The organism is Pseudarthrobacter defluvii (genome assembly GCF_030323865.1).
Classification (GTDB): Bacteria; Actinomycetota; Actinomycetes; order Actinomycetales; family Micrococcaceae; genus Arthrobacter; species Arthrobacter sedimenti.
In genome coordinates, this window is record NZ_CP066362.1 from 1,338,742 (window position 1) to 1,362,461 (window position 23,720).

The window sequence follows — 23,720 nt, forward strand, 5'->3', positions numbered from 1 at the left end:
CTGAGGAGTCCTTAACCTGGAAGCGCGTCCCCGGGAGAGCTCCCGGGGACGCGCTTCTATTTTCAGTGACCGTTATGCCTTTGCATCCTGCAGTTCGCGGGGTGCGGTGTCGGCGGAGGTGCCGTCGATGGCTTCAGTCGCGGCATCGCTGTCATCCACAAAGGGCGTGCCGTTGCGGGGTGCGTTGTACAGCGACTCGTCCAGGATGCCCTGGCGCTTGGCCACGATGGTGGGGACCAGTGCCTGGCCCGCCACGTTCACGGCGGTGCGGCCCATGTCCAGGATCGGGTCGATGGCGAGCAGGAGTCCGACGCCGGCCAGCGGCAGTCCCAGGGTGGAGAGCGTCAGGGTGAGCATCACCACGGCGCCGGTGGTTCCGGCGGTGGCCGCGGAACCCAGGACCGAGACCAGGGCGATCAGCAGGTACTGGCTGAAGTCCAGGTGGATGCCGAAGAACTGGGCCACGAAGATCGCGGACACTGCGGGGTAGATCGCTGCGCAGCCGTCCATCTTGGTGGTGGCGCCCAGCGGCACGGCGAAGGAAGCGTAGGCGCGGGGGACGCCCAGGCTGCGCTCAGTGACTCGCTGGGTCAGCGGCAGCGTTCCCACGGAGGAGCGGGACACGAAGGCCAGCTGGACGGCGGGCCACACACCCGAGAAGTACTGCTTGATGGACAAGCCGTGGCTGCGCACCAGGATGGGGTAGACCACGAACAGCACCAGGACCAGGCCGGCGTAGATGGCAACCGTGAACTTGCCCAGCGAGCCGATGGTGTCCCAGCCGTAGACGGCCACGGCATTGCCGATGAGGCCGATGGTGCCCAGCGGTGCAATGCGGATGATCCACCACAGCACCTTCTGGATCACGGCGAGGGCTGACGCGTTGAGGTTCAGGAACGGCTCTGCGGCCTTGCCCACCTTGAGGGCTGCAACGCCCACCGCGATGGCGATGACCAGGATCTGCAGGACGTTGAAGCTGATGGAAGTGGTGACGGCGCCGGAATCGCCGACGGTGGAGCTGGCACCGAGGCCGAGGAAGTTCTTGGGGAAGAGTCCCACCAGGAAGGCCCACCAGTCACCGGACTTTCCGGTGTACTTGGCATCGCCGCTGATGCCGGTGTTGGCACCCGGCTGCAGCAGCACGCCAAGCCCCATGCCGATCAGCACGGCGATCAGGGACGTGATGGCGAACCACAGCAGCGTGTTCCATGCCAGCCTGGCCGCGTTCGACACTTGGCGCAGGTTGGAGATGGAGCTGACCACGGCGGTGAAGATCAGCGGAACGACGGCGGTCTGCAGCAGGGACACATAGCTTGAGCCGATGGTCTGCAGTGTGGCGCCGAGCGCGTTCGGGTTGGCCTTGGTGCTGCCGGTGTACTTGGCCAGCAGTCCGAGGCCGAGGCCCACGATAAGGGCGGCGATGATCTGGAAGCCGAACGAGCCCGCCCATTTGGGCAGCTGGAATCCGGTCTTCCCTGCGGGAGATGGGGTGCTTGTCTGAGTGCTCACCAGAACAAGCTAGACCCCCGCTACATATCACGTCGAAAGAATATTGAGAAATATTACGTGCCAGAAATTACCGCCACGGTCCGGAATCTGCGGAAAATGAGGGGCCACAGCGGTCATTGTTACTTATTCCCGGCCTTGGTGTGCTTAATGTCTCGCGCCCCGTGGTGTTTCCTTACCGTCAGATAAAGGCGGTGTGCCGTGATGACGATGGCCAGCCATGCCGCACCGAGCGCCCAGGCGGCCAGGACGTCTGTAAGCCAGTGGTGGCCAAGGAAGACCCGGCTGAGCCCGATGGCAATGGCAAAGAGGGCGGCAACCGACGCTGTGAGGATGCGGGCCCGGTTCGAATCGAGGCGGAGGATGATGAGGTAGGCGACGATGCCCGCGATCACGACAGCGTTCAGTGAGTGTCCACTGGGGAAGGACGGGGAGTGTTCGTAGGGTGGCACGGCATCGCTGAGGTCCGGGCGCGCCCGTCCCACGAGGCGCTTGCCGGCGATCGTCATCAGCAGCGAGCCCAGGCCTGCTGCGGCGATCAGGATGACGGGGGTCCAGGAGCGGCGCCGCAGTGCCAGGGTAAGCATCATGACCACGGCCAGGATTGGCATGCCAACGGTCCCGCCCACGTCAGTAAACGCGGTCACCGCGACATCGAGGGTGGGGGTGCGAAGGCTCTCGCTGGCCGCCAACACCGGATGGTCAAGTCCCGCCACCCCGTCGGCGGCGGTCACTGCCTGGTACACCTCGCCGAAGGCGGCGGCCATGACGGCGGAAATCACGGCCCCCGCCAGCAGGGTCAGGATCAGGGCACCATAAGGGCCCAGCACCTGGCTGATGTGGTGGACCAATCCCGCGAGGCTCCGGCCTGCTCGGCTGTCCCAGCGGGTGAGGTCCTTTGCCCCTACCGCAGTGTCCTGGTGGAGTTCGCCCCGCACTCCCGTCCCCGCCGGTGTCCCTTGGTAGTCGGTCAATGTGGTCTCCCTGATCATTCGGCATATGCTCCCCACAACAATTTAGTAAGCAAGCTTATTGATTGCTGTGGGCAGTGTCCACCAAACGAGGGGCAGGACCCTGGCCGGAAAGTGGGTCTAGGTGAGCAACGCCCGCCGCAGGGTATCGAGTCCAACAGAGCCGATGTTGAGGGCCTTGGTGTGGAACGCCTTGAGGTCGAACCCGGGCCGTGATTCCAGTTCGGCGCGGATCTGCTCCCAGAGGCGCTGGCCTACCTTGTAGGAGGGGGCCTGGCCGGGCCAGCCGAGGTAGCGGGTGAACTCGAAGTTGAGCTGCCCTTCGCTGATGGGGAGGTTTTCCTTGAGGAAGCCGTACCCCTTGTCAGCAGTCCAGGTACCGGAGCCCCAGCGTTCGGGCATTTCCAATTCGAGGTGCACGCCGATGTCGAAGACCACGCGGGCTGCCCGCATGCGCTGCATGTCCAGCATGCCCATGTGGTCGCCGGGGTCTTTCAGGTAGCCCAGTTCCTGCATGAGCTTCTCGGCGTAGAGTGCCCAGCCTTCGCCGTGCCCTGAGGTCCAGCAGACGTTGCGGCGCCACTTGTTCAGCAGTTCCCGGCGGTAGGTGGCGGTGGCCACCTGGAGGTGGTGGCCGGGGACGCCTTCGTGGTAGACGGTGGTGGTTTCGGCCCAGGTGGTGAAGGTGTCTTCGCCGGCGGGCACGGACCACCACATGCGGCCGGGGCGGCTGAAGTCGGCGGAGGGGCCCGTGTAGTAGATGCCTCCTTCATCGGTGGGGGCGATCCTGCACTCGAGCTTCTTCATGACGTCCGGGATGTCGAAGTGCACGCCGGCGAGTTCGGCTACTGCCTTGTCGGAGAGGCCCTGCATCCATTCCCGCAGCGCCTCGGTGCCCTTCAGCTGGCGCGCGGGATCGTTGTTGAGGATTTCCTTGGCTTCGGCGATCGTGGCGCCTGCCTTGATGGTGGCTGCCACCTGTTCCTGCTCGGCGATGAGGCGGTCGAGTTCCTGCACCCCCCATGCATAGGTTTCCTCGAGGTCCACTTCGGCGCCCAGGAAAGACCGGGAAGCCAGGGCGTAGCGGGCCCTGCCCACGGCGTCCTTCTCGGGCGCGGCGGGGAGCAGCTCGGTGCGCAGGAATTCCGCCAGACCGGCGTAGGCACTCCGGGCAGCGTCGGCACCGGCGTCGAGCTTGTTTTGCAGCGCCGCGGGCAATGGCCCGGCGGAGGTGGAGGCCCCCGCCGCCAGCTTGGCGAAGAAGCCGTCTTCGGCGGCGTATTTGGTCACCTGTTCCATGACGATCCGCACCTGGCGCGCCGCGGCCACCTTCCCGGCGTCCTTCGCCAGGCGCAGGGATTCGGTGTACCCGCTGATGGCTGCCGGGACATTGTGGGCGCGCCCGGCGATGTGTTCCCAGTCCTGCTCGGTGTCGGTGGGCATGAGGTCAAAGATGGCCCTGATGTCCTGGGCGGGCGAGGCGATGTTGTTCAGTTCCGCGTACTCCCACCCGGAGGCATGGATCAGCAACTGCAGGCCCAGCCGCTCCCGCATCGCATCGAGGGTGACGGCGTCCACGTCGTCCTCAGGCTCCAGGCCGTCCAGTGCCGCGAGGGCGTCCCGTGCCGCCTCTGCGAAACCGGCGATGCCGGCGGGGGAGAAGTCCTGGTATTCCGTCTCATGTCCGGGCAGGCCAAGGGTGGTGGCAAACGTCGGGTTGAGCCTGATCAGGGTGTCTGTGTAGTTGTCCGCGACGGCATCGATCCGGGTGTGCGGGCGGGCTGCGGAAGAGGTGTCTGTAGTCACACCCCCGAGCCTAACGGGGCAACGTGGGCAACGTCAGCATGCCCCGCCGGTGTATGGGCCCACTCCGCCGAGGGTCCCTGGCCGAGCGAAGCGAGGTTAGGGAGGGGGTGGGGACTACGCCCCGCCGTGGCTGCGTTTCCAAGCGCCCGGGCCCGGCGTGGGCGCGAGCCGCAGCTGCTGCCGCCGCACCCAGTGCCGCACGCTGGGCGTCTTGGCCGGTGCAGGGCTTTCCCCGCCCAGGGAAAGCACGACGGCGGTCAGCGCGGCCAGTTCCTCGGCGTTCGGCTGTCCTTTGACAACAGAGAGCAGCGGAGCGGTCGGCAGGTTTTCCTCAGCGGGGCCGGTGGGGATCACAGCGGGATGTTCCCGTGCTTCTTGGCGGGGAGGCTGGCCCGTTTATCGCGCAGCGCCCGCAATGCCTTGATGATTTGGATGCGGGTGTCCGAGGGGGCGATGACCGCGTCCACGTAGCCCAGTTCGGCAGCCTGGTAGGGGTTGAGGAGTTCTTCCTCGTACTGCCGGATCACCTCTGCGCGGCGGGCCTCAACGTCGCCGCCGTCCTGGGCGACTGCCGCGAGGTCGCGCCGGTACAGGATGTTCACTGCGCCCTGCGCACCCATGACACCAATCTGCGCCGTGGGCCAGGCCAGGTTCAGGTCTGCGCCGAGCTTCTTGGAGCCCATGACGATGTAGGCGCCGCCGTAGGCCTTTCGGGTGATGACGGTCAGTTTGGGGACGGTGGCCTCGGCGTAGGCGTAGAGAAGCTTGGCGCCGCGGCGGATGATGCCCTGGAACTCCTGGTCCTTGCCGGGAAGGAACCCGGGAACGTCCACCAGGGTGATGATGGGGATGTTGAAGGCGTCGCAGTGGCGCACGAAGCGGGCGGCCTTTTCTGATGCGGCGATGTCCAGGGTGCCGGCGAACTGCAGCGGCTGGTTGGCCACGATGCCAACAGTGTGCCCCTCCACCCGGCCGTACCCGATCATCACGTTGGGGGCGTACAGCGCCTGCATCTCCAGGAAGTGGCCATCGTCCACGATCTGTTCCACCACGGCGCGCATGTCGTAGGGCTGGTTGGCCGAGTCCGGGACCAGCGCGTCCAGGGCGAGGTCGTCGTCGTCGATCTCCAACTCCTGCTGGTGCCCCATTACGGGTGCCTCGGAGAGGTTGTTGGAGGGAAGGAAGTCCAGCAGTTCGCGCACGAACTCGATGGCGTCGGTTTCGTCCGAGGCCAGATAGGTGGACGTTCCGGTGGTGGCGTTGTGCTGCCGGGCGCCGCCCAGTGTTTCCATGTCAACGTCCTCGCCGGTGACGGTCTTGATGACGTCCGGGCCGGTGATGAACATATGCGAGGTCTTGTCCACCATCACCACATAATCCGTGAGGGCGGGGGAGTAGGCCGCACCGCCGGCGGAGGGGCCCATGATGAGGGAGATCTGCGGTACCACGCCGCTGGCATGGACGTTGTTCCGGAAGATGTCCGCGAACATGGCCAGCGAGGCCACGCCTTCCTGGATGCGGGCGCCGCCGCCGTCGAGGATTCCGACGACGGGGCAACCATTCCGGAGCGCGAACTCCTGGACCTTGACGATCTTTTCGCCGTTCACCTGGCTCAGCGATCCACCATAGACGGTGAAGTCCTGGCTGTAGACGGCAACGAGCCGTCCATCCACGGTGCCGTAGCCGGAGACCAGGCCGTCGCCCAGCGGCTTCTTCTTTTCCATGCCAAAGGCGGTGGAGCGGTGGACCGCCAGGGCGTCGAACTCAACGAACGAGTCCTCGTCCAGCAGCAGCGCAATCCGCTCGCGGGCAGTGTTCTTGCCCCGGGCATGCTGCTTTTCAATGGCTTCGGGGCCGGAGGGCTGTTCGGCGCGCGCCTGGCGGTCGCGGAAATCGGCAATCTTTCCCGCTGTCGTTGTCAGATCGTGGCTCATCAAGTGTCTCCGGCTCTGTAGCAGGTCAATTCCGTTGGCTGGCGCGTCAGGCTGTGCGGTGCTTTAAGTAGCATCCACACAAAAGACGAACCCTGCTGGCAAGTCTAGTGACGCTTTGGGCGCCCACAGCTGTAGGGAACCTACAATTTTCTGAGGATCCAACAACCACTCAACAATGTTACTAGCCGGTAACTTAGTTGGGCTACAGTGGTCCCATGACCTCAAGCGACGATGCTTTGCATGCTCCCGACAGCCCATACCGGGCGGCAGGTTCCCTGGCCGGACGGACCATCCTGATCTCCGGCGGCAGCCGCGGAATCGGGCTCGCCATTGCTAAAAGGGCGGCCCGCGACGGCGCCAACATCGTCCTCCTGGCCAAGACGGGGGAGCCCCATCCCAAGCTGGAGGGCACCGTCTACACCGCTGCCGAGGAACTGGTGGCGGCGGGCGGACAGGCGCTGCCCCTGGTAGGGGACGTGCGCAGGGATGAAGACGTGGCCGGTGCCGTGGATGCGGCGCTGGAGCGGTTTGGCGGCATCGACGTCGTCATCAACAATGCCTCAGCCATCGACCTGTCCACCACTGACACCGTCGACATGAAAAAGTACGACCTGATGCAGGACATCAACGTCCGCGGCACCTTCCTGCTGTCAAAGCTGGCTCTGCCGGCGCTCCGTGCCTCGGAACAGGGCCACATCCTCACCCTCTCACCGCCGCTGAACCTGCACCCCTCCTGGGCGGGGAAGCACCTTGCGTACACCATGGCCAAATACGGGATGAGCCTGACTACGCTGGGCCTGGCCGAGGAGCTGAAGGCGGACGGGATCCGGGTCAACTCCCTGTGGCCGTGCACCCTGATCGATACCGCGGCCATCCGCAACATGCCCCACGGCGAAACCATGGTCATGGCCGCGCGCGGCCCGCAGATCATGGCCGACGCCGCCCACGCCGTCCTGACCGGAGCCAACCTTGGTGCCGGTGCCCCGCCGTCGGGCAACTTCTACACGGACGAGCAGGTCCTTGCCGCTGCAGGCGTGACGGACTTCCGCCCCTACACCCTTGGAGCGCCCGAGGACCAGTTGGTTCGGGACATCTTCCTGTAACGACGCCACCGGCGCGGTACTGCGCTCGGTAGGATTTAGGTATGGACGACGCACACGCACCGGGCACCCCCTTGAACCGAGGGGACCTGGCAGACCAGCGTTTCCTGTCCGCCACCGGGATACCCCGGATCGACGTGGTTGACTCAACCGGCTCCACCAACGCGGACCTCCTGCGCGGTGCCACGGTGGATCCGGCGGACTGGCCTGACCTCTCCGTCCTGACTGCCGAGTATCAGACTGCAGCCAGGGGCCGGCTGGAACGGCACTGGGAAGCTCCGCCGCTGAGTTCGGTGTCCGTCTCGGTGGTCCTGCGCCCGGTCAACGCGGACGGACGGCCGTTGCCTACCCAGAGCTACTCCTGGCTCTCCCTGATCGCAGCCCTCGCGCTGCGCGAGACCCTCCTGGAAACCGCCGGCATCCCGGCCGAGCTCAAATGGCCTAATGACGTCTTGGTGCGCGGCAGGAAGATCGCCGGCATCCTGGCGCAGCTTGGACCGATGGCGGACGGCAACGTGCCCCCCGTCATTCTGGGCACGGGCCTGAACGTCACCCTGCGCGAAAGCGAACTGCCCGTTCCCACCGCTACCTCCGTGGGCCTCGAAGGTGGCCGCACCACCGACCGCACCGCGCTGCTGAAGAGCTACCTGTCCCACTTTGCGGTCCTGTACCGCAGTTTCTGCAATGCCGACGGCGACCCCACAGCAGGCTTGGCGGGCGGGCCGTCCCTGCACAAGAGGGTGGAGGCCGTCATGGTCACGCTGGGCAAGCAGGTGCGCGCCCAGCTTCCCGGCGACCACGAGATCATCGGACATGCCTCCCGGCTGGACGACTACGGCTCGCTGCTGGTGCTGGACCGCGACGGGCGCGAGCACGTGGTGACTGCCGGGGACGTGGTGCACCTGCGGCCATGGACAGCGCCGGATGCACCGGACCAAGGCGGTTATGCGTAAAACCCTCGTTCCCGGGGAGCAGGTCATCGTCACAACCCGCCCGCAGCCCAGGAGGCTGGCCGGGGCTGCCGTGGCCTTCGTACTGGCCCCGGCGCTGGCCGCCTATGCCAGCGCCTGGATTACCCGCGGCGGCGCCGCGCGCCTGGCCCCCGCGCTCGGCCGCCAGTGGACGCCGTGGCTCGTCACCGCCTGTGTCCTCGCGGCCGCAGCGGTATGGCTGGGCTACTGCCTGCCCAGGCTGCTCCGCTGGCAGGGCACGCGCTACACGCTGACGAGCCAGCGGATGGTGGCCCGGTACGGTCTGCTGAACCGGCGGGACCAGCAGGTGAACCTCGCTGCCGTCCGTAATCTGACGGTCCACGAATCCGTGCCGCAGCGACTGGTGCGCTCCGGGAATATATCCTTGGAAACCGGGTACCAGGGCGTGGTGACCTTTCGCGACGTGCCTGAGGTTGCAAGGTTCCGCGACTTTATCCTCGATGCCATCGGGGAATTGCCGGATGAAAGCGGAGCCCAGCCGGGCGGCGCGACGTATTACCCCGCCGGTGCGTTTCCGGAGGATATGAGAGAAGGTGGACGGGATGACCGATGAGGACCAGCAGGAACGCGTCGACAGCATCGCACCCGGCACCGCCGCCTTTGATCCTGCCGCTTTTGAATCCGCCGCCTATCAGCCTGCCGCTTCTGATTTTCGCGCCGGCTCCTCCGCCGACCCGTCGGAAGCCGGGCCCGCCCTCGATCCGGTCATGCCCGCCGTCGACCGGCACCCGCCCACCGGCGCCATGTCCGCCGAACGCCTGGCCATGAAGGCACTCGAGTCGCGCCTGCTGGGCGGGGAACGCAAGCTCCGCCGTCGTGAAGTTGCCGCCGGCGCGGGCCTCTCCCTGCTCTCCGCCCGCAAACTCTGGCGCGCCCTGGGTTTCCCGAACTTCGGCGACGAGGACGTTGCCTTCACCGAGCGCGACCAGGCAGCCCTGTCCACCGTGGTGGACCTGGTCCGCGCCGGCAAGCTCACGGAGGAGGCAGCCATTTCGGTCACCCGTTCGATCGGGCAGATGACCGACCGGATGGTGGTCTGGCAGATCGAGGCCCTGGTGGAGGACATGGTCCACGAACAGGGCGTTACGGATGCGGTGGCCCGCAAGCGGCTGGTCAACGAGCTCCCGGCGCTGGTGGACGCGCTCGAGGAAGTCCTGGTCTACTCCTGGCGGCGCCAGCTCAATGCCGGCGTCCAGCGGCTCGCCGTCCGCGCCGAGGCCGGCCTGCAGGCGAGCGAAGAAGGCCGGGAAGGCGACGAGGACGACGCGCCGCTGCCCCTGGCCCGCGCCGTGGGCTTCGCGGACCTGGTTTCCTACACCAGCCTGTCCCGCCGGATGAACGAAAAAACGCTCGCACGGCTGGTCCAGCGCTTCGAGAACAAGTGCGCCGAGATCATCTCCGTGGGCGGCGGACGGCTGGTCAAGACCGTGGGCGACGAAGTCCTCTATATCGCTGAAACCCCTGCGGCCGGCGCCGAGATCTCCCTGGCACTCGCCGAGGCCTTCACCGAGGACGAGATCCTCCCGGAAGCCCGGGTGGCCATGGTCTGGGGCAGGATCCTGTCGCGCCTTGGTGACATCTACGGACCCACCGTCAACCTCGCAGCACGCCTGACCACCCTCGCCGATCCCGGCACCGTCCTGGTGGACTCCATGACCGCCTCTGCACTGGAGCACGACGAGCGGTTCGTGCTGATCCCGCAGGACCCCGAAAACGTCCGCGGGTTCGGCGAGATCAACCCGGTACGCCTTACCCGCGGCCGCGGCAAGGGCCTGGTGCTGGACTAGGCCATGGTGAATCCGCTGTTTGCGGTGTTGCCGGTGTCCTTGTAACCATTTATCCACTTGTTGGGGAATTAGCGGTACTGTTGTGCTGCCCGGCTTCCACGGAAGCCGGAATCCGGCTGTGAGCCTGAAATCTGGGGAGATTCAACGAATGAAACGTCGGGGACAAACGCGCGCCCAAAGCACTGTTACCGGCATGCCCAAGCGCCGGTTTTCGCGCCCGCGGTGGTTCCCGGGTACTGCGTTTGGTGCTGTGGTGGCTGTGGTGGTGACGGGTGCTGTGTTGTATCCGGGGTTTAAGACCACTGAGGTGGAGTTGAATGACGGTGGCGTGTGGGTGGTGTCGAAGTCGAAGAATGCTGTGGGGCGGTTGAATTATCCGTCGCGGGTGTTGGATGGTGCGGTGACTCCGGCGTCGACGACGTTTGATGTGTTGCAGCATGCCGGTGAGGTGTTTGTTGATGATGAGACTGGTTCGACGTTGAATCAGGTGTCGCCGGCGAATATGCGTCTTGGTGGGGATAAGCAGTTGCCGGGGGCGGCGGATGTGAGTTTTGGGGCGCGGACGATTTCGGTGACGGATGCGGCGTCGGGGAAGGTGTGGGCAGTGTCGCCGTCCACGGTGAATGGTTTTGACAAGGAAGCGTCGGAGCCGGTGATGGTGGGCTCGGCGGGGATTGTGTCGGCTGTTGGTTCTGATGACCGGATTTATTCTGCGGATCCGAAGACCGGGGCGGTGACGGTGACGGGGGTGGATGCTGATGGTGCGGTGACGTCCTCGGAGTCCAGTGTTTGGGATGGGCTTAAGGGTGCCGGGGATTTGCAGATGACGGTGGTGGGGGACCGGCCGGTGGTGTTGGATGCTGCGGCGGGGAACCTGTTTTTGCCCGGCGGTAAGAAGTTGGCGTTGGAGGACGCGCGGGAGGCGAAGCTTCAGCAGGCGGGGCCGGGTAGTGATGTTGTGGCGGTGGCGACGCGGAAGGCGTTGTTGGAGCAGCCGTTGGATGGCGGTACGGCGAAGACGGTGGGCTTTGATGGTGAGGGTGTGCCTGCTGCGCCGGTGCAGTTGGGTGGGTGTGTGCATGCGGCGTGGTCGGGTGCGAACAAGTATGTGCGGGATTGCACCAATGATGGGGACGATAAGAAGGTGGACGTGCCCAAGGCGAGTGCGTCGCCGTCGTATGTTTTTCGGGTGAACCGGGACCTGGTGGTCCTGAACGATGTGAACTCCGGGAATGTGTGGTTGGTGAACCAGAACATGCAGCTGGTCAACAACTGGGACGACGTCATCCCGCCCAAGGAAACCTCCGACGACGCCGACAAGGACTCCGCCGACGAAGTCCAGCAGACCGTCCTGCCGGACCGCACCAAGCCCAACAATGCCCCGGTGGCCAAACCGGACCAGTTCGGCATCCGCGCTGGAAAGACAACCATCCTGCCCGTGCTGGACAACGACTCCGACCCCGACGGCGACGTCCTCACCGTTCGTACCCCCGAAGGGGTCAAGTCCGGTGCCGTGTCACCCATTTACGGGTCCACGGGACTGCAGATCGCCGTGCCCGCAGACAAGACAGGCAGCGAGACCTTCAAGTACACGGTGGACGACGGCCGCGGCCTCTCCGCCTCGGCGGACATCACCCTCAACATCGTTCCGCCCGGCACCAACACCCCGCCGCGGCAAAAGCCCAACCGGAACACCACGTTGGTGGTCCAAACAGCCAAAGCCGTGACGCAAAACATCCTTCCGGACTGGATGGACCCCGACGGCGACGACCTGTTCGCCGTGTCCGTGACCAGCAGCGACCCCCTGGACCAGGCCCGCATCCGGCCCGACGGCCAGCTGACCTTCCAGGATTCCGGCTCCGGTCCCGGCCGGAAGGTCCTGACCGTGTCGGTCTCGGACGGACAATCCACTGCCGAGGGCAAGGTCACCGTGGACGTCAGGAGCCCTGGCGCCCTGCCGCCCGTTGCCAACGCCGACCATGTGGTGGCAGTTGCCGGTACCGACACGGTGATCACCCCGTTGAAGAACGATTCCGATCCCCAGGGCGGGACTTTGCGGCTTGCCCAGGCCAGTCCCGACGCTGAATCCTCTGCCACCCTCAACCCGGACCAGCAGACCTTCACGTTCAACTCCCGCACGATCGGGGCGCACTACGTCACCTACCTGGCGACCAACGGCCCCGCCAGTGCCCAGCAGCTGGTACGCGTGGACGTGGTGCCGGGCACCGATGAGGGAGCGCCCGTTGCCGTCCGCGATACGGCGCTGCTGCCCACCGGCGGCGACGTCCTGGTGGACGTCCTTGGCAACGACTCCGACCCCTCGGGCGGCGTCCTGGTGGTGCAGTCCGTGACGGCCGACGCCGGGCTGCCGGTGAGTGTCGCGGTGCTCGACCACTCCGTAGTGAGGATCACCGACCTCCGCGCAGAAGGCCAATTGACTGTCCGCTACACCGTTTCCAACGGCCGCTCCTCCGCTACCGGAGAGATCTCGGTGCTGATGGTTCCCGCGCCGGCCAAGCTCCAGGCACCCCAGGCAAAGCCGGACGAAGCCACGGTCCGGGTAAACGACGTCGTCAGCATCCCTGTCCTGGCCAACGACACAGATCCCAACGGCTCCAAACTCACACTCCTGCCCGATCTTGCCCAGCAGCCGGACGCCGCTGACGGCCGCATGTTCGTGGCAGGCGACCAGCTCCGGTTCATCGCCGGACCCGAGGCTAAGACCGTCTACGCCATCTACAAGGTGCAAAACGCGTCCGGCCAGGTGGACTCCCAGCAGGTCACCATCCGCATCCGGGCCCGCGACGACGACCGGAACACCCGGCCCGAGCCCCGTAACCTGACCGCCCGGGTGGTGGCTGGGATGACAGTCAAGGTACCGGTGCCCCTGGACGGCATCGACGCCGACGGCGACTCCGTCCAGCTCATCGGCATCGACAAGGCGCCCGCCATGGGAACAGCCGTGGTCCGGGACGGCTACCTGGAATTCACCGCCGCGGGAGATGCCGCAGGCACCGACAGCTTTACCTACCGCGTCCGCGACCGGATCGGCGCCGAGAACACCGGCACCGTCATTGTGGGCATCGCCCCGCCGGAAGCCAACAACCAAAAACCCATCGCCGTGGACGACGCCGTCGACGTTCGGCCCGGCCGCAAAGTGGCCGTGGAGGCCGTGGCCAACGATTCAGACCCCGACGGCGATCCCCTCAGCCTGGTTTCCGACGGGTTCGAGGCCGCACCCGAACTGCAGGTCGAGGCCACGGACGGAGCCAAGGTACTCTTCACCGCACCCGCGGCCGCAGGCAATGAAAGCATCAGCTATCGCATCCAGGACGACAAGAAGGCCTCCGCCAGTGCCGTGATCCGGATCCGCACCAGCCCGGACGCGGAGCTCAAACGTCCCGTGGCCAAGGATGACCGGGTGACGGTTGCCGAAACCCTTGGCAAGACCGCAGTGGATGTCCCCGTCCTGAAGAACGACTCCGATGCCGACGGCGTGGCCGCAGACCTCAACATCAGCCTGCCCGACGGCAACCCCAATGCCCGCGTGGGCGGCTCCGGCAACGTCGTGGTGACGCTGACCCCGGAGGACCAGCTCATTCCCTACACGGTGACCGACGTTGACGGCCTGACCTCCACGGCCCTCATGTGGATCCCCGGCCAGGGCGCGCAGTACCCCACCCTGGCCAAAACGGAGCCGGTGGAAGTCATGTCCGGCAAGGACATCACCCTGGACCTCGCCGAATACGTCCGGGTCCGCAACGGCCGTACCGCCAGGGTCACTGTGGCTGATTCCGTCCGGGTCCAGGGCGGTTCACCGGAGGGCGTCATCCAGTCCGACGGCAAGGCCCTGCGCTACACCGCGAAACCCGATTATGTGGGCCCCGGCTCCATCACCTTCGAAGTGACGGACGGCTCCGGACCGGACGACGGCGACGGCCTGAAAGCCACGCTGGTGATCATCACCAAGGTGATCCCGGACCCCAACGCCAACCACCCGCCCACCTTCAGTGGCACCTCCGTGGATGTCCCGAAAGCCGAAACGGCAACGATTGATCTTGCCGGACTGGCCAAGGACGTGGACGAAAGGGACAAAGACAACCTCCGCTTCGAACTGGACGGAACGCTTCCCGCCGGGTTCAACGCAAAGGTCGACGGCGCCACGCTCGCCATTACTGCCGACGGTTCCCTTGGCATCGGCGTCACCGGAAACATCCAGGTGAAGGTCACCGACGGCAGGTCACCCGCAGTGGGCGCCACGATCACGGCCCGCCATGTCGCCTCCAACCGGCCCCTGCCGGTGGCCAACGATGACGTGGTGGACAAAGCCAACGCCGGCAAGACGGAACAGGTGAATGTCCTGGCCAACGACTTCAATCCGTTCGCGGACACACCCCTGCGGATCGTTGGCGCCACCGTGGAGACGGGGGCCGCGGCCGGGCAGCCGGCGGTAGCAGGAGACAGCATCAGTGTTACCCCGGCTGACGGATACAAGGGCGTCATGGTGGTCCGCTACACAATCGCCGACAAGACGGGCGACCTGTCCCGCCAGGTCGACGGACGCCTGCGGCTCACCGTCCGCGGCAAACCCGACGCACCATCGGCGCCCAGCGCCACCGACGTCCGCAGCCGCACCGCCGTGCTCAAGTGGGCGCCGCCCTCGGACAACGGCGCCCCGATCACCGGGTACACCGTCCGTTCGAACAACGGCTTCGAACAGAAGTGCCCCACCACCACCTGCACGTTAAGCGGGCTCACCAACAATGTGAAGTACGTGTTCACGGTCCTGGCCACCAATGAAGTGGGGGACTCGCAGGCTTCACCGCAGTCCAACGAGATCCGGCCCGACGAAAAACCTTCGCCGCCTGAGGCGCCCACGGTCAAAGCCGGCGACAAGACCATGGCGGTCACCTGGCCCGCGGCCAAGTCCGAGGGCTCGCCGGTGAAACACTACAACCTGGAGATTTCCCCACCGCCGGCCAGTGGAGTTGCGGTCAAGAACGAGGTCGCCGGGCTGAACTACACCTGGACCGGCCTCACCAACGGCGTGAAGTACAAGGTGCGCGCGCAGGCTGTCAACGAGCTCGGCCCCTCCGACTGGGGGACCTATTCGGCCGAAGACAACCCGGCCGGCGTTCCGGCGGCACCTGCCGCCCCGTCATCCGCCGTCGCATCATCCGTGGGCACCCAGAACCAGCTCAGGGTGTCATGGGCAGAACCCAACACCAACGGCGACCCCATCAGCACCTACTACGTCACCATGAGCGGCGGCAACGCCGCGGACCAGACGCAGGCTGTCCCGGGCAACGTCCGGACTGCCAACTTCACCGCCAATAACTCCGAGGCCGCCTATACCTTTACGGTGCAGGCGGAGAACAAGGCCGGCAAGGGAGCGGTCAGTCCGCCCTCGGCACCCCGCCGTGCCACCGGCAAGCTGTCTCCGGTCTCCGGTGTCACGGCCACGCCGGCGAACACCGGGGGAGCGGGCCGCGCCGTGACGGTGGACTTCCGCAGGCTGACCGCCGCGGAACGCAACGGCTCCGCCGAGAACGAAGTCAGCTACACGTACAACGCCAGCAACGGCGCCCGCGGGCCCATCACACCCGGGCAGACCATCAGCGGCTTCAGCAACGGCACCGCCGTCAGCATCACCGTGATCGCCAACTCCACGGTGGCGCCGAGCTCGGACAGCAGTGCACCAGCCACCACCACGCCCTACGGATCCCCGGGCACGCCCTCGGCTTCCGGGCAGGACGGAGCCGTCAACCAGAAGTCGGCCACCCTCAACTGGTCCTCACCGTCCACCAGCACCAACGATGTGGCGCAGACCAAGATCAGGATCAACAACGGCGGGTGGGAGAGCGTTGCCCCCTCCGGCACCAGAACTGTCAACACGGCAAACTTCGGGGACACCGTCACCATTGCCGTCCAGACCTTCAACTCCATGGGTACCGGCAGCGCAGTGGTCACGGCCAGCGCCAACGCGGGCAAGCAGGGGCTCTGGGAAACCAGGATCAAGACTTCCGACCCCAACTTCGTCCGGAGCTGCACGTTCACCCTGGGCGGCTCCAACTACCGGCCAAGTCCCTACTTCGACTGTGACGGCGTCAATGCCGACAGCCCGCCGTGGTTCTACAAGGCAGACCAGGACCGCATCATGGTGGCGTGCTACATCGACCAGAGCGATAACTGGTCCGGCAACGGCATAGTCCGCTGGTGGCGCGTGGAATCGGGATCGGCCCGCAACGTCGGCCGGTACGTCATTGCCGGCCACACCACGCTTGCGGACCCTGCATCGCTGGGAGCACCGCATTGCTGACACCGGCAGTTCCGGCGGCCTGCGGGCAGTTGTCCCCATCGCGGGGCTTGCAGGGGTTCGGTAGGCTTGCCGCGGGGAAAGAAAGCCTGCTGCCTGTCCTGCGAACAGGCCGCCATCTGGCTACACAATCTGAGGGAAAAGTAACGCTGTGACAACTCTGCTGGGGAAGCTTGGGCTGAAAAAGCGACATAGGAAACTCGTCACCGGTACTGCGTTTGGTGCTGTGGTGGCTGTGGTGGTGACGGGTGCTGTGTTGTATCCGGGGTTTAAGACCACTGAGGTGGAGTTGAATGACGGTGGCGTGTGGGTGGTGTCGAAGTCGAAGAATGCTGTGGGGCGGTTGAATTATCCGTCGCGGGTGTTGGATGGTGCGGTGACTCCGGCGTCGACGACGTTTGATGTGTTGCAGCATGCCGGTGAGGTGTTTGTTGATGATGAGACTGGTTCGACGTTGAATCAGGTGTCGCCGGCGAATATGCGTCTTGGTGGGGATAAGCAGTTGCCGGGGGCGGCGGATGTGAGTTTTGGGGCGCGGACGATTTCGGTGACGGATGCGGCGTCGGGGAAGGTGTGGGCAGTGTCGCCGTCCACGGTGAATGGTTTTGACAAGGAAGCGTCGGAGCCGGTGATGGTGGGCTCGGCGGGGATTGTGTCGGCTGTTGGTTCTGATGACCGGATTTATTCTGCGGATCCGAAGACCGGGGCGGTGACGGTGACGGGGGTGGATGCTGATGGTGCGGTGACGTCCTCGGAGTCCAGTGTTTGGGATGGGCTTAAGGGTGCCGGGGATTTGCAGATGACGGTGGTGGGGGACCGGCCGGTGGTGTTGGATGCTGCGGCGGGGAACCTGTTTTTGCCCGGCGGTAAGAAGTTGGCGTTGGAGGACGCGCGGGAGGCGAAGCTTCAGCAGGCGGGGCCGGGTAGTGATGTTGTGGCGGTGGCGACGCGGAAGGCGTTGTTGGAGCAGCCGTTGGATGGCGGTACGGCGAAGACGGTGGGCTTTGATGGTGAGGGTGTGCCTGCTGCGCCGGTGCAGTTGGGTGGGTGTGTGCATGCGGCGTGGTCGGGTGCGAACAAGTATGTGCGGGATTGCACCAATGATGGGGACGATAAGAAGGTGGACGTGCCCAAGGCGAGTGCGTCGCCGTCGTATGTTTTTCGGGTGAACCGGGACCTGGTGGTCCTCAATGATGTGAACTCCGGGAATGTGTGGTTGGTGAACCAGAACATGCAGCTGGTCAACAACTGGGACGACGTTGTTCCGCCCAAAAACCAGTCCGATGACCAGGACCAGGAATCCGCGGACAACAACACCATCAATGTCCTGCCGGACCGCACCAAGCCCAACCGGCCGCCGGAAACCAAGCCGGACGCCGTCGGTGTCCGCCCTGGCCGCACCACTATCCTGAGTGTTCTGGACAATGACTCCGACCCCGACGGTGACGTACTCACGGCTGCCGTGGCGCCGGAGGCTGCACCCAAGGCCGGCAACCTTGAGAGCATCTACGGCGGGACGGCGTTCCAGATCACCGTTCCCGCAGACGCAAAACCGGGCACGGAGACCTTCAACTACAGTGCCTCCGACGGCCGTGGCCTGTCCGCCACCGGCCAGGTCGCCTTAACGGTGGTGGGACCGGACGAGAACAAGCCGCCTAAGTTCAAGCGCGGCGAGGACACCACCATGCTGGTGGAACAGGGCAAGACCGTCAGCCAGAACATCCTCACCGACTGGATCGACCCCGACGGCGACGACCTGGTCCTGCTTGACGCGAAGGCCGACAACGACCAGGACCAGGTCAAGGTCCGGCGCGACGGGCTCCTCACTTTCCAGGACTCCGGCGCCACGGCGGGCAAGAAGAATGTCCAGGTGACCATCTGGGACGGCCGCGCCACGGTTACCGGCAAGGTTGTGGTCAACGTCCAGCCGCCCGGAGCCCTGGCACCGGTGGTCAACGCCGACCACGTCACCGCCGTTGTGGGCCAGGACCTGGTGATCTCGCCCCTGAAGAACGACGTCGACCCCAACGGAGGTGCCCTCCGGCTTGCCCAGGTGGAAGCCAACGGGCCGGCCGAACTTGGCCCCGTGACTGACGGCGGCACTTTTACCTTCCGCAGCAGCACCCCCGGCCCGGTCTACTTGACCTACATTGCCAGCAACGGACCGCAAAGCAGCCAGGGACTCATCCGCGTGGACGTGGAGTCCGGCAACGACGGCGGTGATCCGGTGGCGGTGCACGACGTTGCCCTGATGCCCACCGGCGGAAGCGTGCTGCTGGACCCGCTGGCGAACGACTCCGACCCCTCCGGCGGAGTCCTGGTGCTGCAGTCCGTCAAGCTTCCGGACAACGCCACCGTATCCGTCAGTGTGATCAACCACAGCGTCCTGCGGATCACCGACATTCTGGGGACCAAGGACCCCATCCTGTTCGAGTACACCATGTCCAACGGAAAGAAGTCGGCCACCGGCAGCGTCTCCGTGGTGCCGGTCCCGGCCCCCGCCGTCGTGGAAGCCCCGCAGCCCAAGCCCGACGAAGTGAACGTCCGCGTCAATGACGTGGTCACCATTCCGGTCCTGGACAATGACACCCACCCGCAGGGCCAGGAACTGACCGTTGACCCGGTCCTGCCGCAGGCCGTTGATCCCGCCGACGGCAAGAGCTTCGTCTCCGAAAACACGCTCCGCTTTATTGCCGGCAGCCAGCCCAAGACCGTCCGGGCCATCTATAACGCGGTGGACCCGCAGGGGCAGAAAAGCGCCGCCGCGGTAACAATCCACATCCTTCCGCTCGAAGGCGCGGAGAACTCCCGGCCCCAGCCGCGCAACCTCACCGCGCGCGTGGTGGCGGCCGGCACCGTCAGGATTCCCGTGCCCCTGGACGGCATCGACCCCGACGGCGACTCCGTTCAGTTGACAGGCATCGACAGCACCCCTGCCATGGGCACCGCCACCGTTGGCAGCAACTTCATCGACTTCACGGCTGCGGGGGACGGTGCAGGTACTGACACGTTCCGCTACAAAGTGGTGGACCGGCAGGGCGCGACAAATACAGGCACCGTGACGGTGGGCATCGCGCCGCGTGGTGAGATCAACCAGAAGCCGACACCTGTGGACGATGAAGTCCGGGTCCGGCCCGGGCGTCAGATCGCCGTTGACGCCATCGCCAACGACACGGATCCCGACGGCGACCGCATCCGCATCCTCACCGACGGCATCGAGGCCGATCCGGCCCTGCAGGCCACCGTGAGCAAGAACAGCGGCCGCATCATCCTTCTGGCACCGAACGAGGCCGGGACCGTCAACGTCCGTTACACCGTCGCCGACGACCGCGATGCAACGGCCCAGGCCACCATTCGCCTGGTGGTTGACAACGACGTGCCGCTGAAGGCCCCGATTGCCCGCGATGACAGGGTGACCTCGGCCCAGGCCATGGGCAAGACCGCCGTGGACGTGCCGGTCCTCAAGAACGACGAGGATCCCGATGGCGTCGGCGAGAACCTGAAGATCAGCACCGAGGCCGCCACTGCCCGCCCGGGCAGCAACGGCAACGTGCTGGTGGACCTCACCGAACAGCCGCAGCTCATCCCGTACACCGTGGAAGACGTGGACGGCCAGCAGTCCACCGCCATTATCTGGGTGCCCGGCCTGGGGCAGCAGGTCCCGACCCTGGCCAAGGACGAGGTCCTCGAAGTGGTGGCCGGCCAGTCTGTCGACGTCGACCTCAAGGAGTGGGTCAAGGTGCGTGAAGGCAGGTCACCCAGGTTGACCCAGTCGGACCGGATCAAGCTCATTGGAGCCGACGGCGGCGACCCCATCATCAGGGACGGTGCCGGGCTCAAGTATTCCGCAGGTGCCGACTATGTTGGCCCTGGATCGCTCACCTTCGAAGTGACCGACGGCTCAGGACCCGACGATCCTGCCGGCCTGAAGTCGACCCTCAGCATCCGCACCAAGGTCCTGCCGGACCCCAACAAGAACAACCCGCCGGAACTGCTGGGCGCCAACGTGGATGTTCCCAAGGGTGACTCGGCCAGCACCGACCTCGGCAAGCTCACCTCAGATCCCGACCAGGACGACGTCGAGAAGATGAAGTACCAGCTGGTAGGGGACTCCCCGGGAGGCTTCAACGCACGCATCGAAGGCCAGACGTTGAAGGTTTCGGCTGCGGATTCCACCGCCACCGGCACCCGGGCTGCCGTCCAGGTCAAGGCGACGGACCCGCGCGGGCTTGAAGCGACGGCGACGTACCAGCTTGCCGTGACGGCTTCCAACCGGCCCAAGCCCGTGGCCAACGACGACGTCGAGCCGAACGCTGCGGCAGGAAAGCCCGTAACGATCAACGTCCTGGCAAACGACGCCAACCCGTTCCCGGAAACGCCGCTGAAGATCATTGCTGCGAACACCGAGACCGGCAGCGGCAACGTGGGCGTCAATGGTGACTCGATCACCGTTACCCCTGCGCCGGGCTTCACCGGAACCCTGGTGGTTGCGTACACCGTGGAGGACAAGACGCAGGACAGCTCCCGGCATGCCACGGCCCGGGTCCGGCTCACCGTCAAGGACAAGCCTACGGCTCCCACCACGCCGCAGGCCCAGAGCGTAGGGGACCAAACCGCACTGCTCAACTGGTCCGCTCCCGCCGACCGCGGTTCAGCCATCACCAAGTACACCGTGTACGGGGAGGGCGGCTTCCGGCAGGACTGCCCGGCCAACACCTGCACCCTTAACGGCCTGACCAACAACACCACCTACCACTTCCAGGTGACGGCCACCAACGAGTTTGGTGAGTCTGACCGTTCCCCGGCGTCGGCAGATGTCCGTCCGGACGTGAAGCCGGATACCCCGCTGGCGCCGTCGCTGAAGTTCGGTGACAAGCAACTGACGGTCGCCTGGGCCGCTCCGGCCAGCAAGGGCTCGCCGGTGAAGTCCTACGACCTGGAGATCTCGCCTGCTCCTGCGGGCCAGAACGCCCAGATCCAGGGACTGACGTCGGTCAACTACGTGTGGAAGGGCCTGCAGAACGGCGTGTCCTACAAGGTGCGGGTCCTGGCCCGGAACGACGCCAAGGATCCGTCAGAGTGGAGCCCGTATTCGGCGGCCGAAGTTCCCGCCGGCGTGCCCGCAACACCGGCAGCGCCAAGCGTGGCACAGGCCACGCCCGTGGGTTCCCAGAGCCAGCTGCGAGTGGTGTGGTCGGCACCCAATAACAACGGTGACGCCGTCTCCGCCTACACCCTGACCACGCTCCGGGGCGGAGCCGCCGTTGCAACCCAGCAGGTTTCCGGGACGTCGCAGAACGTCACGGTGGACAACTCGGAGTCCAGCTACACCTTCACCGTTTCGGCCACCAACAAGGCGGGCACCAGCGGCACCAGCGCGCCGTCGGCTGCAACGCGTGCGGTGGGCAAACCCGGAACGGTGGCAGCGCCCTCGGCCTCCCTGGTGGACACCAACGGCAACGGCGGCAAGATCGACGTCCGGTTTACGCAGTTGACCGATGCCCAGCGCAACGGCTCATCGCCGACGGAAATCACCTACCGCTACAGCCTGACGTCCGGTGGAGGCTCCGGCTCCATCCCCGCCGGTGGCGGCGTGGTGGCGGCAGCCAACGGCACGCAAACATCGGTGGTGGTGTGGGCGGTTTCATCCCGCAGCACTTCCGCCGGTGACGCCAGTGCGCCATCGAACGCCGTCAACCCGTATGGCCTGGCCTTTGCCCCGAATGTCACCGGCAGCAAGAGCAGCGGAGTGGGTGACCAGACGGTCTCCTGGACCTGGAACCAGCCGGACGGCAACGGGCGCGCTGTTACCGGATACCAAATCAGCCTGGACAACGGCGCATGGCAGGACACCACACAGCGCAGCTTCTCCAAGAGCGTTGGCTTCAGCCAGACGCACAAGCTGGAGGTACGCGCCGTCAGCGCCGGACAGCCGGGACGCATCGGCAGCGATACGTCCAGCAGCGGTGCCGCACCGCCGCCTCCGGGACCCAAGCTGTGGAACGTCACGGTCCGGGTCAACAGCTGCCTGGAGGAAGCCAAGGGCAGCGGAGACCACTGGTCCAGCGGAACCTGCACGTCCTACATGATGCCGCAGGGCTCCAACCTTGGACTCGAGTGCTACCGCGACGGATGGGGCTCAAGCCGCTGGTACTACATCTACGAACGGAACGGCAGCCGGTGGACCAACCAGTACCGGTTCATCAGGGCTGACACCATCACCGGCTCAACTGCCGGAATGGGCTCCTGCCCGGCGAGCTACTAAGACCGCGGCAACCCGGTCTTCACAACAACACGACAAACCAGCCACAACCAGAGGAAGAACAACTTTCATGACCATGACCATCGAGCAGGCCGAGTGGTTTGCCGACACATTCGAAAAGCTGGTTGCCAACGTGGGGCAGGCGGTGTTGGGCAAGGAACACGTCATCCGCCTGACCTTCACCGCGATGCTGGCCGAGGGCCACGTCCTGTTCGAGGATGCGCCGGGCACCGGCAAGACCTCCCTGGCCCGCGCCCTCGCAGCCACCGTACAGGGCTCCAACAACCGCATCCAGTTCACCCCCGACCTGCTGCCGTCGGACGTGACCGGTGTGACCATCTACGACCAGAAGACGCAGAAGTTCGAGTTCCACAAGGGCCCGATCTTCAACAACATCGTCCTGGCCGATGAAATCAACCGTGCGTCGCCCAAGACGCAGTCGGCCCTCCTCGAAGTCATGGAGGAATCCCGGGTCACCGTGGACGGCGTCACCTACTCCGCGGGCCGCCCGTTCATGGTCATGGCCACCCAGAACCCCATCGAGCAGGCCGGCACGTACCGCCTGCCCGAAGCCCAGCTGGACCGCTTCCTGATCAAGACGTCCATCGGCTACCCGGACCACGCGTCCACCGTCCGGCTCCTGGGCGGCAGCAACCTGAAGGACCGCTCCAAGGAACTGTCCGCCGTCATCACCACCCAGGCCGTGGCAGACATGGCGGACCTTGCGGCAACCGCGCACATCGACACCGCGGTGCTGGAGTACATCTCCCGCCTGTGCGAAGAAACCCGCAACGCCCCCGAAACCCGGCTCGGTGTCTCCGTCCGCGGCGCCCTTGCCATGGTGCGGGCCGCCAAGGTGTGGGCTGCCTCGCAGGGACGCAACTTCGTCCTGCCGGATGACATCAAGGAACTGGCCTCCGTGGTGTGGACCCACCGGTTCGTGATGGATCCCGAGGCCGAGTTCTCCGGTGCCACCGCCGAGGCTGTCCTGACCAGGATCCTCACCGACGTCGCCGCACCACAGCAGCGCACCAACGCCTGACCGG

At 65.7% G+C, this 23,720-nt stretch carries 12 protein-coding genes; 7 read left to right on the plus strand and 5 right to left on the minus strand.

The features are described 5' to 3' along the window. Window positions 1-72 precede the first annotated feature (72 nt). From JCQ34_RS06205 to JCQ34_RS06225, 5 genes are all read right to left on the minus strand, one after another. Window positions 73-1,509 (minus strand): dicarboxylate/amino acid:cation symporter, encoded by a 1,437-nt coding sequence (locus tag JCQ34_RS06205; RefSeq protein ID WP_286402944.1) that lies wholly within the window; start codon window positions 1,507-1,509, stop codon window positions 73-75. A 119-nt stretch (window positions 1,510-1,628) separates the two neighbouring features. Further along, the gene (locus JCQ34_RS06210; RefSeq protein ID WP_286402945.1) at window positions 1,629-2,498 is read right to left on the minus strand and encodes a phosphatase PAP2 family protein; all 870 of its coding nucleotides are present in this window, start codon (window positions 2,496-2,498) and stop codon (window positions 1,629-1,631) included. A gap of 99 nt (window positions 2,499-2,597) precedes the next feature. Then, the gene (locus JCQ34_RS06215; RefSeq protein WP_286402946.1) at window positions 2,598-4,283 is read right to left on the minus strand and encodes a DUF885 domain-containing protein; all 1,686 of its coding nucleotides are present in this window, start codon (window positions 4,281-4,283) and stop codon (window positions 2,598-2,600) included. Between the two features lie 114 nt (window positions 4,284-4,397). Further along, window positions 4,398-4,637: an acyl-CoA carboxylase subunit epsilon gene (locus JCQ34_RS06220; RefSeq protein ID WP_286402948.1), complete on the minus strand. Its 240-nt coding sequence runs from the start codon at window positions 4,635-4,637 to the stop codon at window positions 4,398-4,400. Next, a complete protein-coding gene (locus tag JCQ34_RS06225) occupies window positions 4,634-6,217 on the minus strand; it encodes an acyl-CoA carboxylase subunit beta (protein WP_286402949.1) in 1,584 nt (527 codons plus the stop codon). Before JCQ34_RS06225 ends, JCQ34_RS06220 begins: the two co-directional genes overlap by 4 nt. A gap of 215 nt (window positions 6,218-6,432) precedes the next feature. Here JCQ34_RS06225 and JCQ34_RS06230 point away from each other — a divergent pair, with 215 nt between their 5' ends. The 7 genes from JCQ34_RS06230 to JCQ34_RS06260 all read left to right on the plus strand — a co-directional run bounded on the left by JCQ34_RS06230 (window position 6,433) and on the right by JCQ34_RS06260 (window position 23,716). Further along, window positions 6,433-7,320 carry an SDR family oxidoreductase gene (locus JCQ34_RS06230; RefSeq protein ID WP_286402950.1) on the plus strand — a complete coding sequence of 296 codons (888 nt, stop codon included), beginning with the start codon at window positions 6,433-6,435 and terminating at the stop codon, window positions 7,318-7,320. A gap of 41 nt (window positions 7,321-7,361) precedes the next feature. Beyond that, the gene (locus tag JCQ34_RS06235) at window positions 7,362-8,270 is read left to right on the plus strand and encodes a biotin--[acetyl-CoA-carboxylase] ligase (protein WP_286402951.1); all 909 of its coding nucleotides are present in this window, start codon (window positions 7,362-7,364) and stop codon (window positions 8,268-8,270) included. Continuing rightward, entirely contained in the window at window positions 8,263-8,862 is a 600-nt protein-coding gene (locus tag JCQ34_RS06240; RefSeq protein ID WP_286402953.1) for a PH domain-containing protein, read from the plus strand. The genes JCQ34_RS06235 and JCQ34_RS06240 overlap by 8 nt, the downstream gene beginning before the upstream one ends. After that, complete coding sequence (locus JCQ34_RS06245) at window positions 8,852-10,096, plus strand: adenylate/guanylate cyclase domain-containing protein (RefSeq protein WP_376976886.1); 1,245 nt, start codon at window positions 8,852-8,854, stop codon at window positions 10,094-10,096. The genes JCQ34_RS06240 and JCQ34_RS06245 overlap by 11 nt, the downstream gene beginning before the upstream one ends. 193 nt (window positions 10,097-10,289) lie before the next feature. Further along, the gene (locus JCQ34_RS06250; RefSeq protein WP_286404333.1) at window positions 10,290-16,415 is read left to right on the plus strand and encodes an Ig-like domain-containing protein; all 6,126 of its coding nucleotides are present in this window, start codon (window positions 10,290-10,292) and stop codon (window positions 16,413-16,415) included. Between the two features lie 148 nt (window positions 16,416-16,563). Further along, window positions 16,564-22,677 (plus strand): Ig-like domain-containing protein, encoded by a 6,114-nt coding sequence (locus JCQ34_RS06255; RefSeq protein WP_286402955.1) that lies wholly within the window; start codon window positions 16,564-16,566, stop codon window positions 22,675-22,677. A gap of 67 nt (window positions 22,678-22,744) precedes the next feature. Continuing rightward, on the plus strand, window positions 22,745-23,716 hold the full coding sequence (locus JCQ34_RS06260; protein ID WP_286402957.1) for an AAA family ATPase: 972 nt from the start codon (window positions 22,745-22,747) through the stop codon (window positions 23,714-23,716). The last annotated feature ends 4 nt before the right edge of the window (window positions 23,717-23,720 follow it).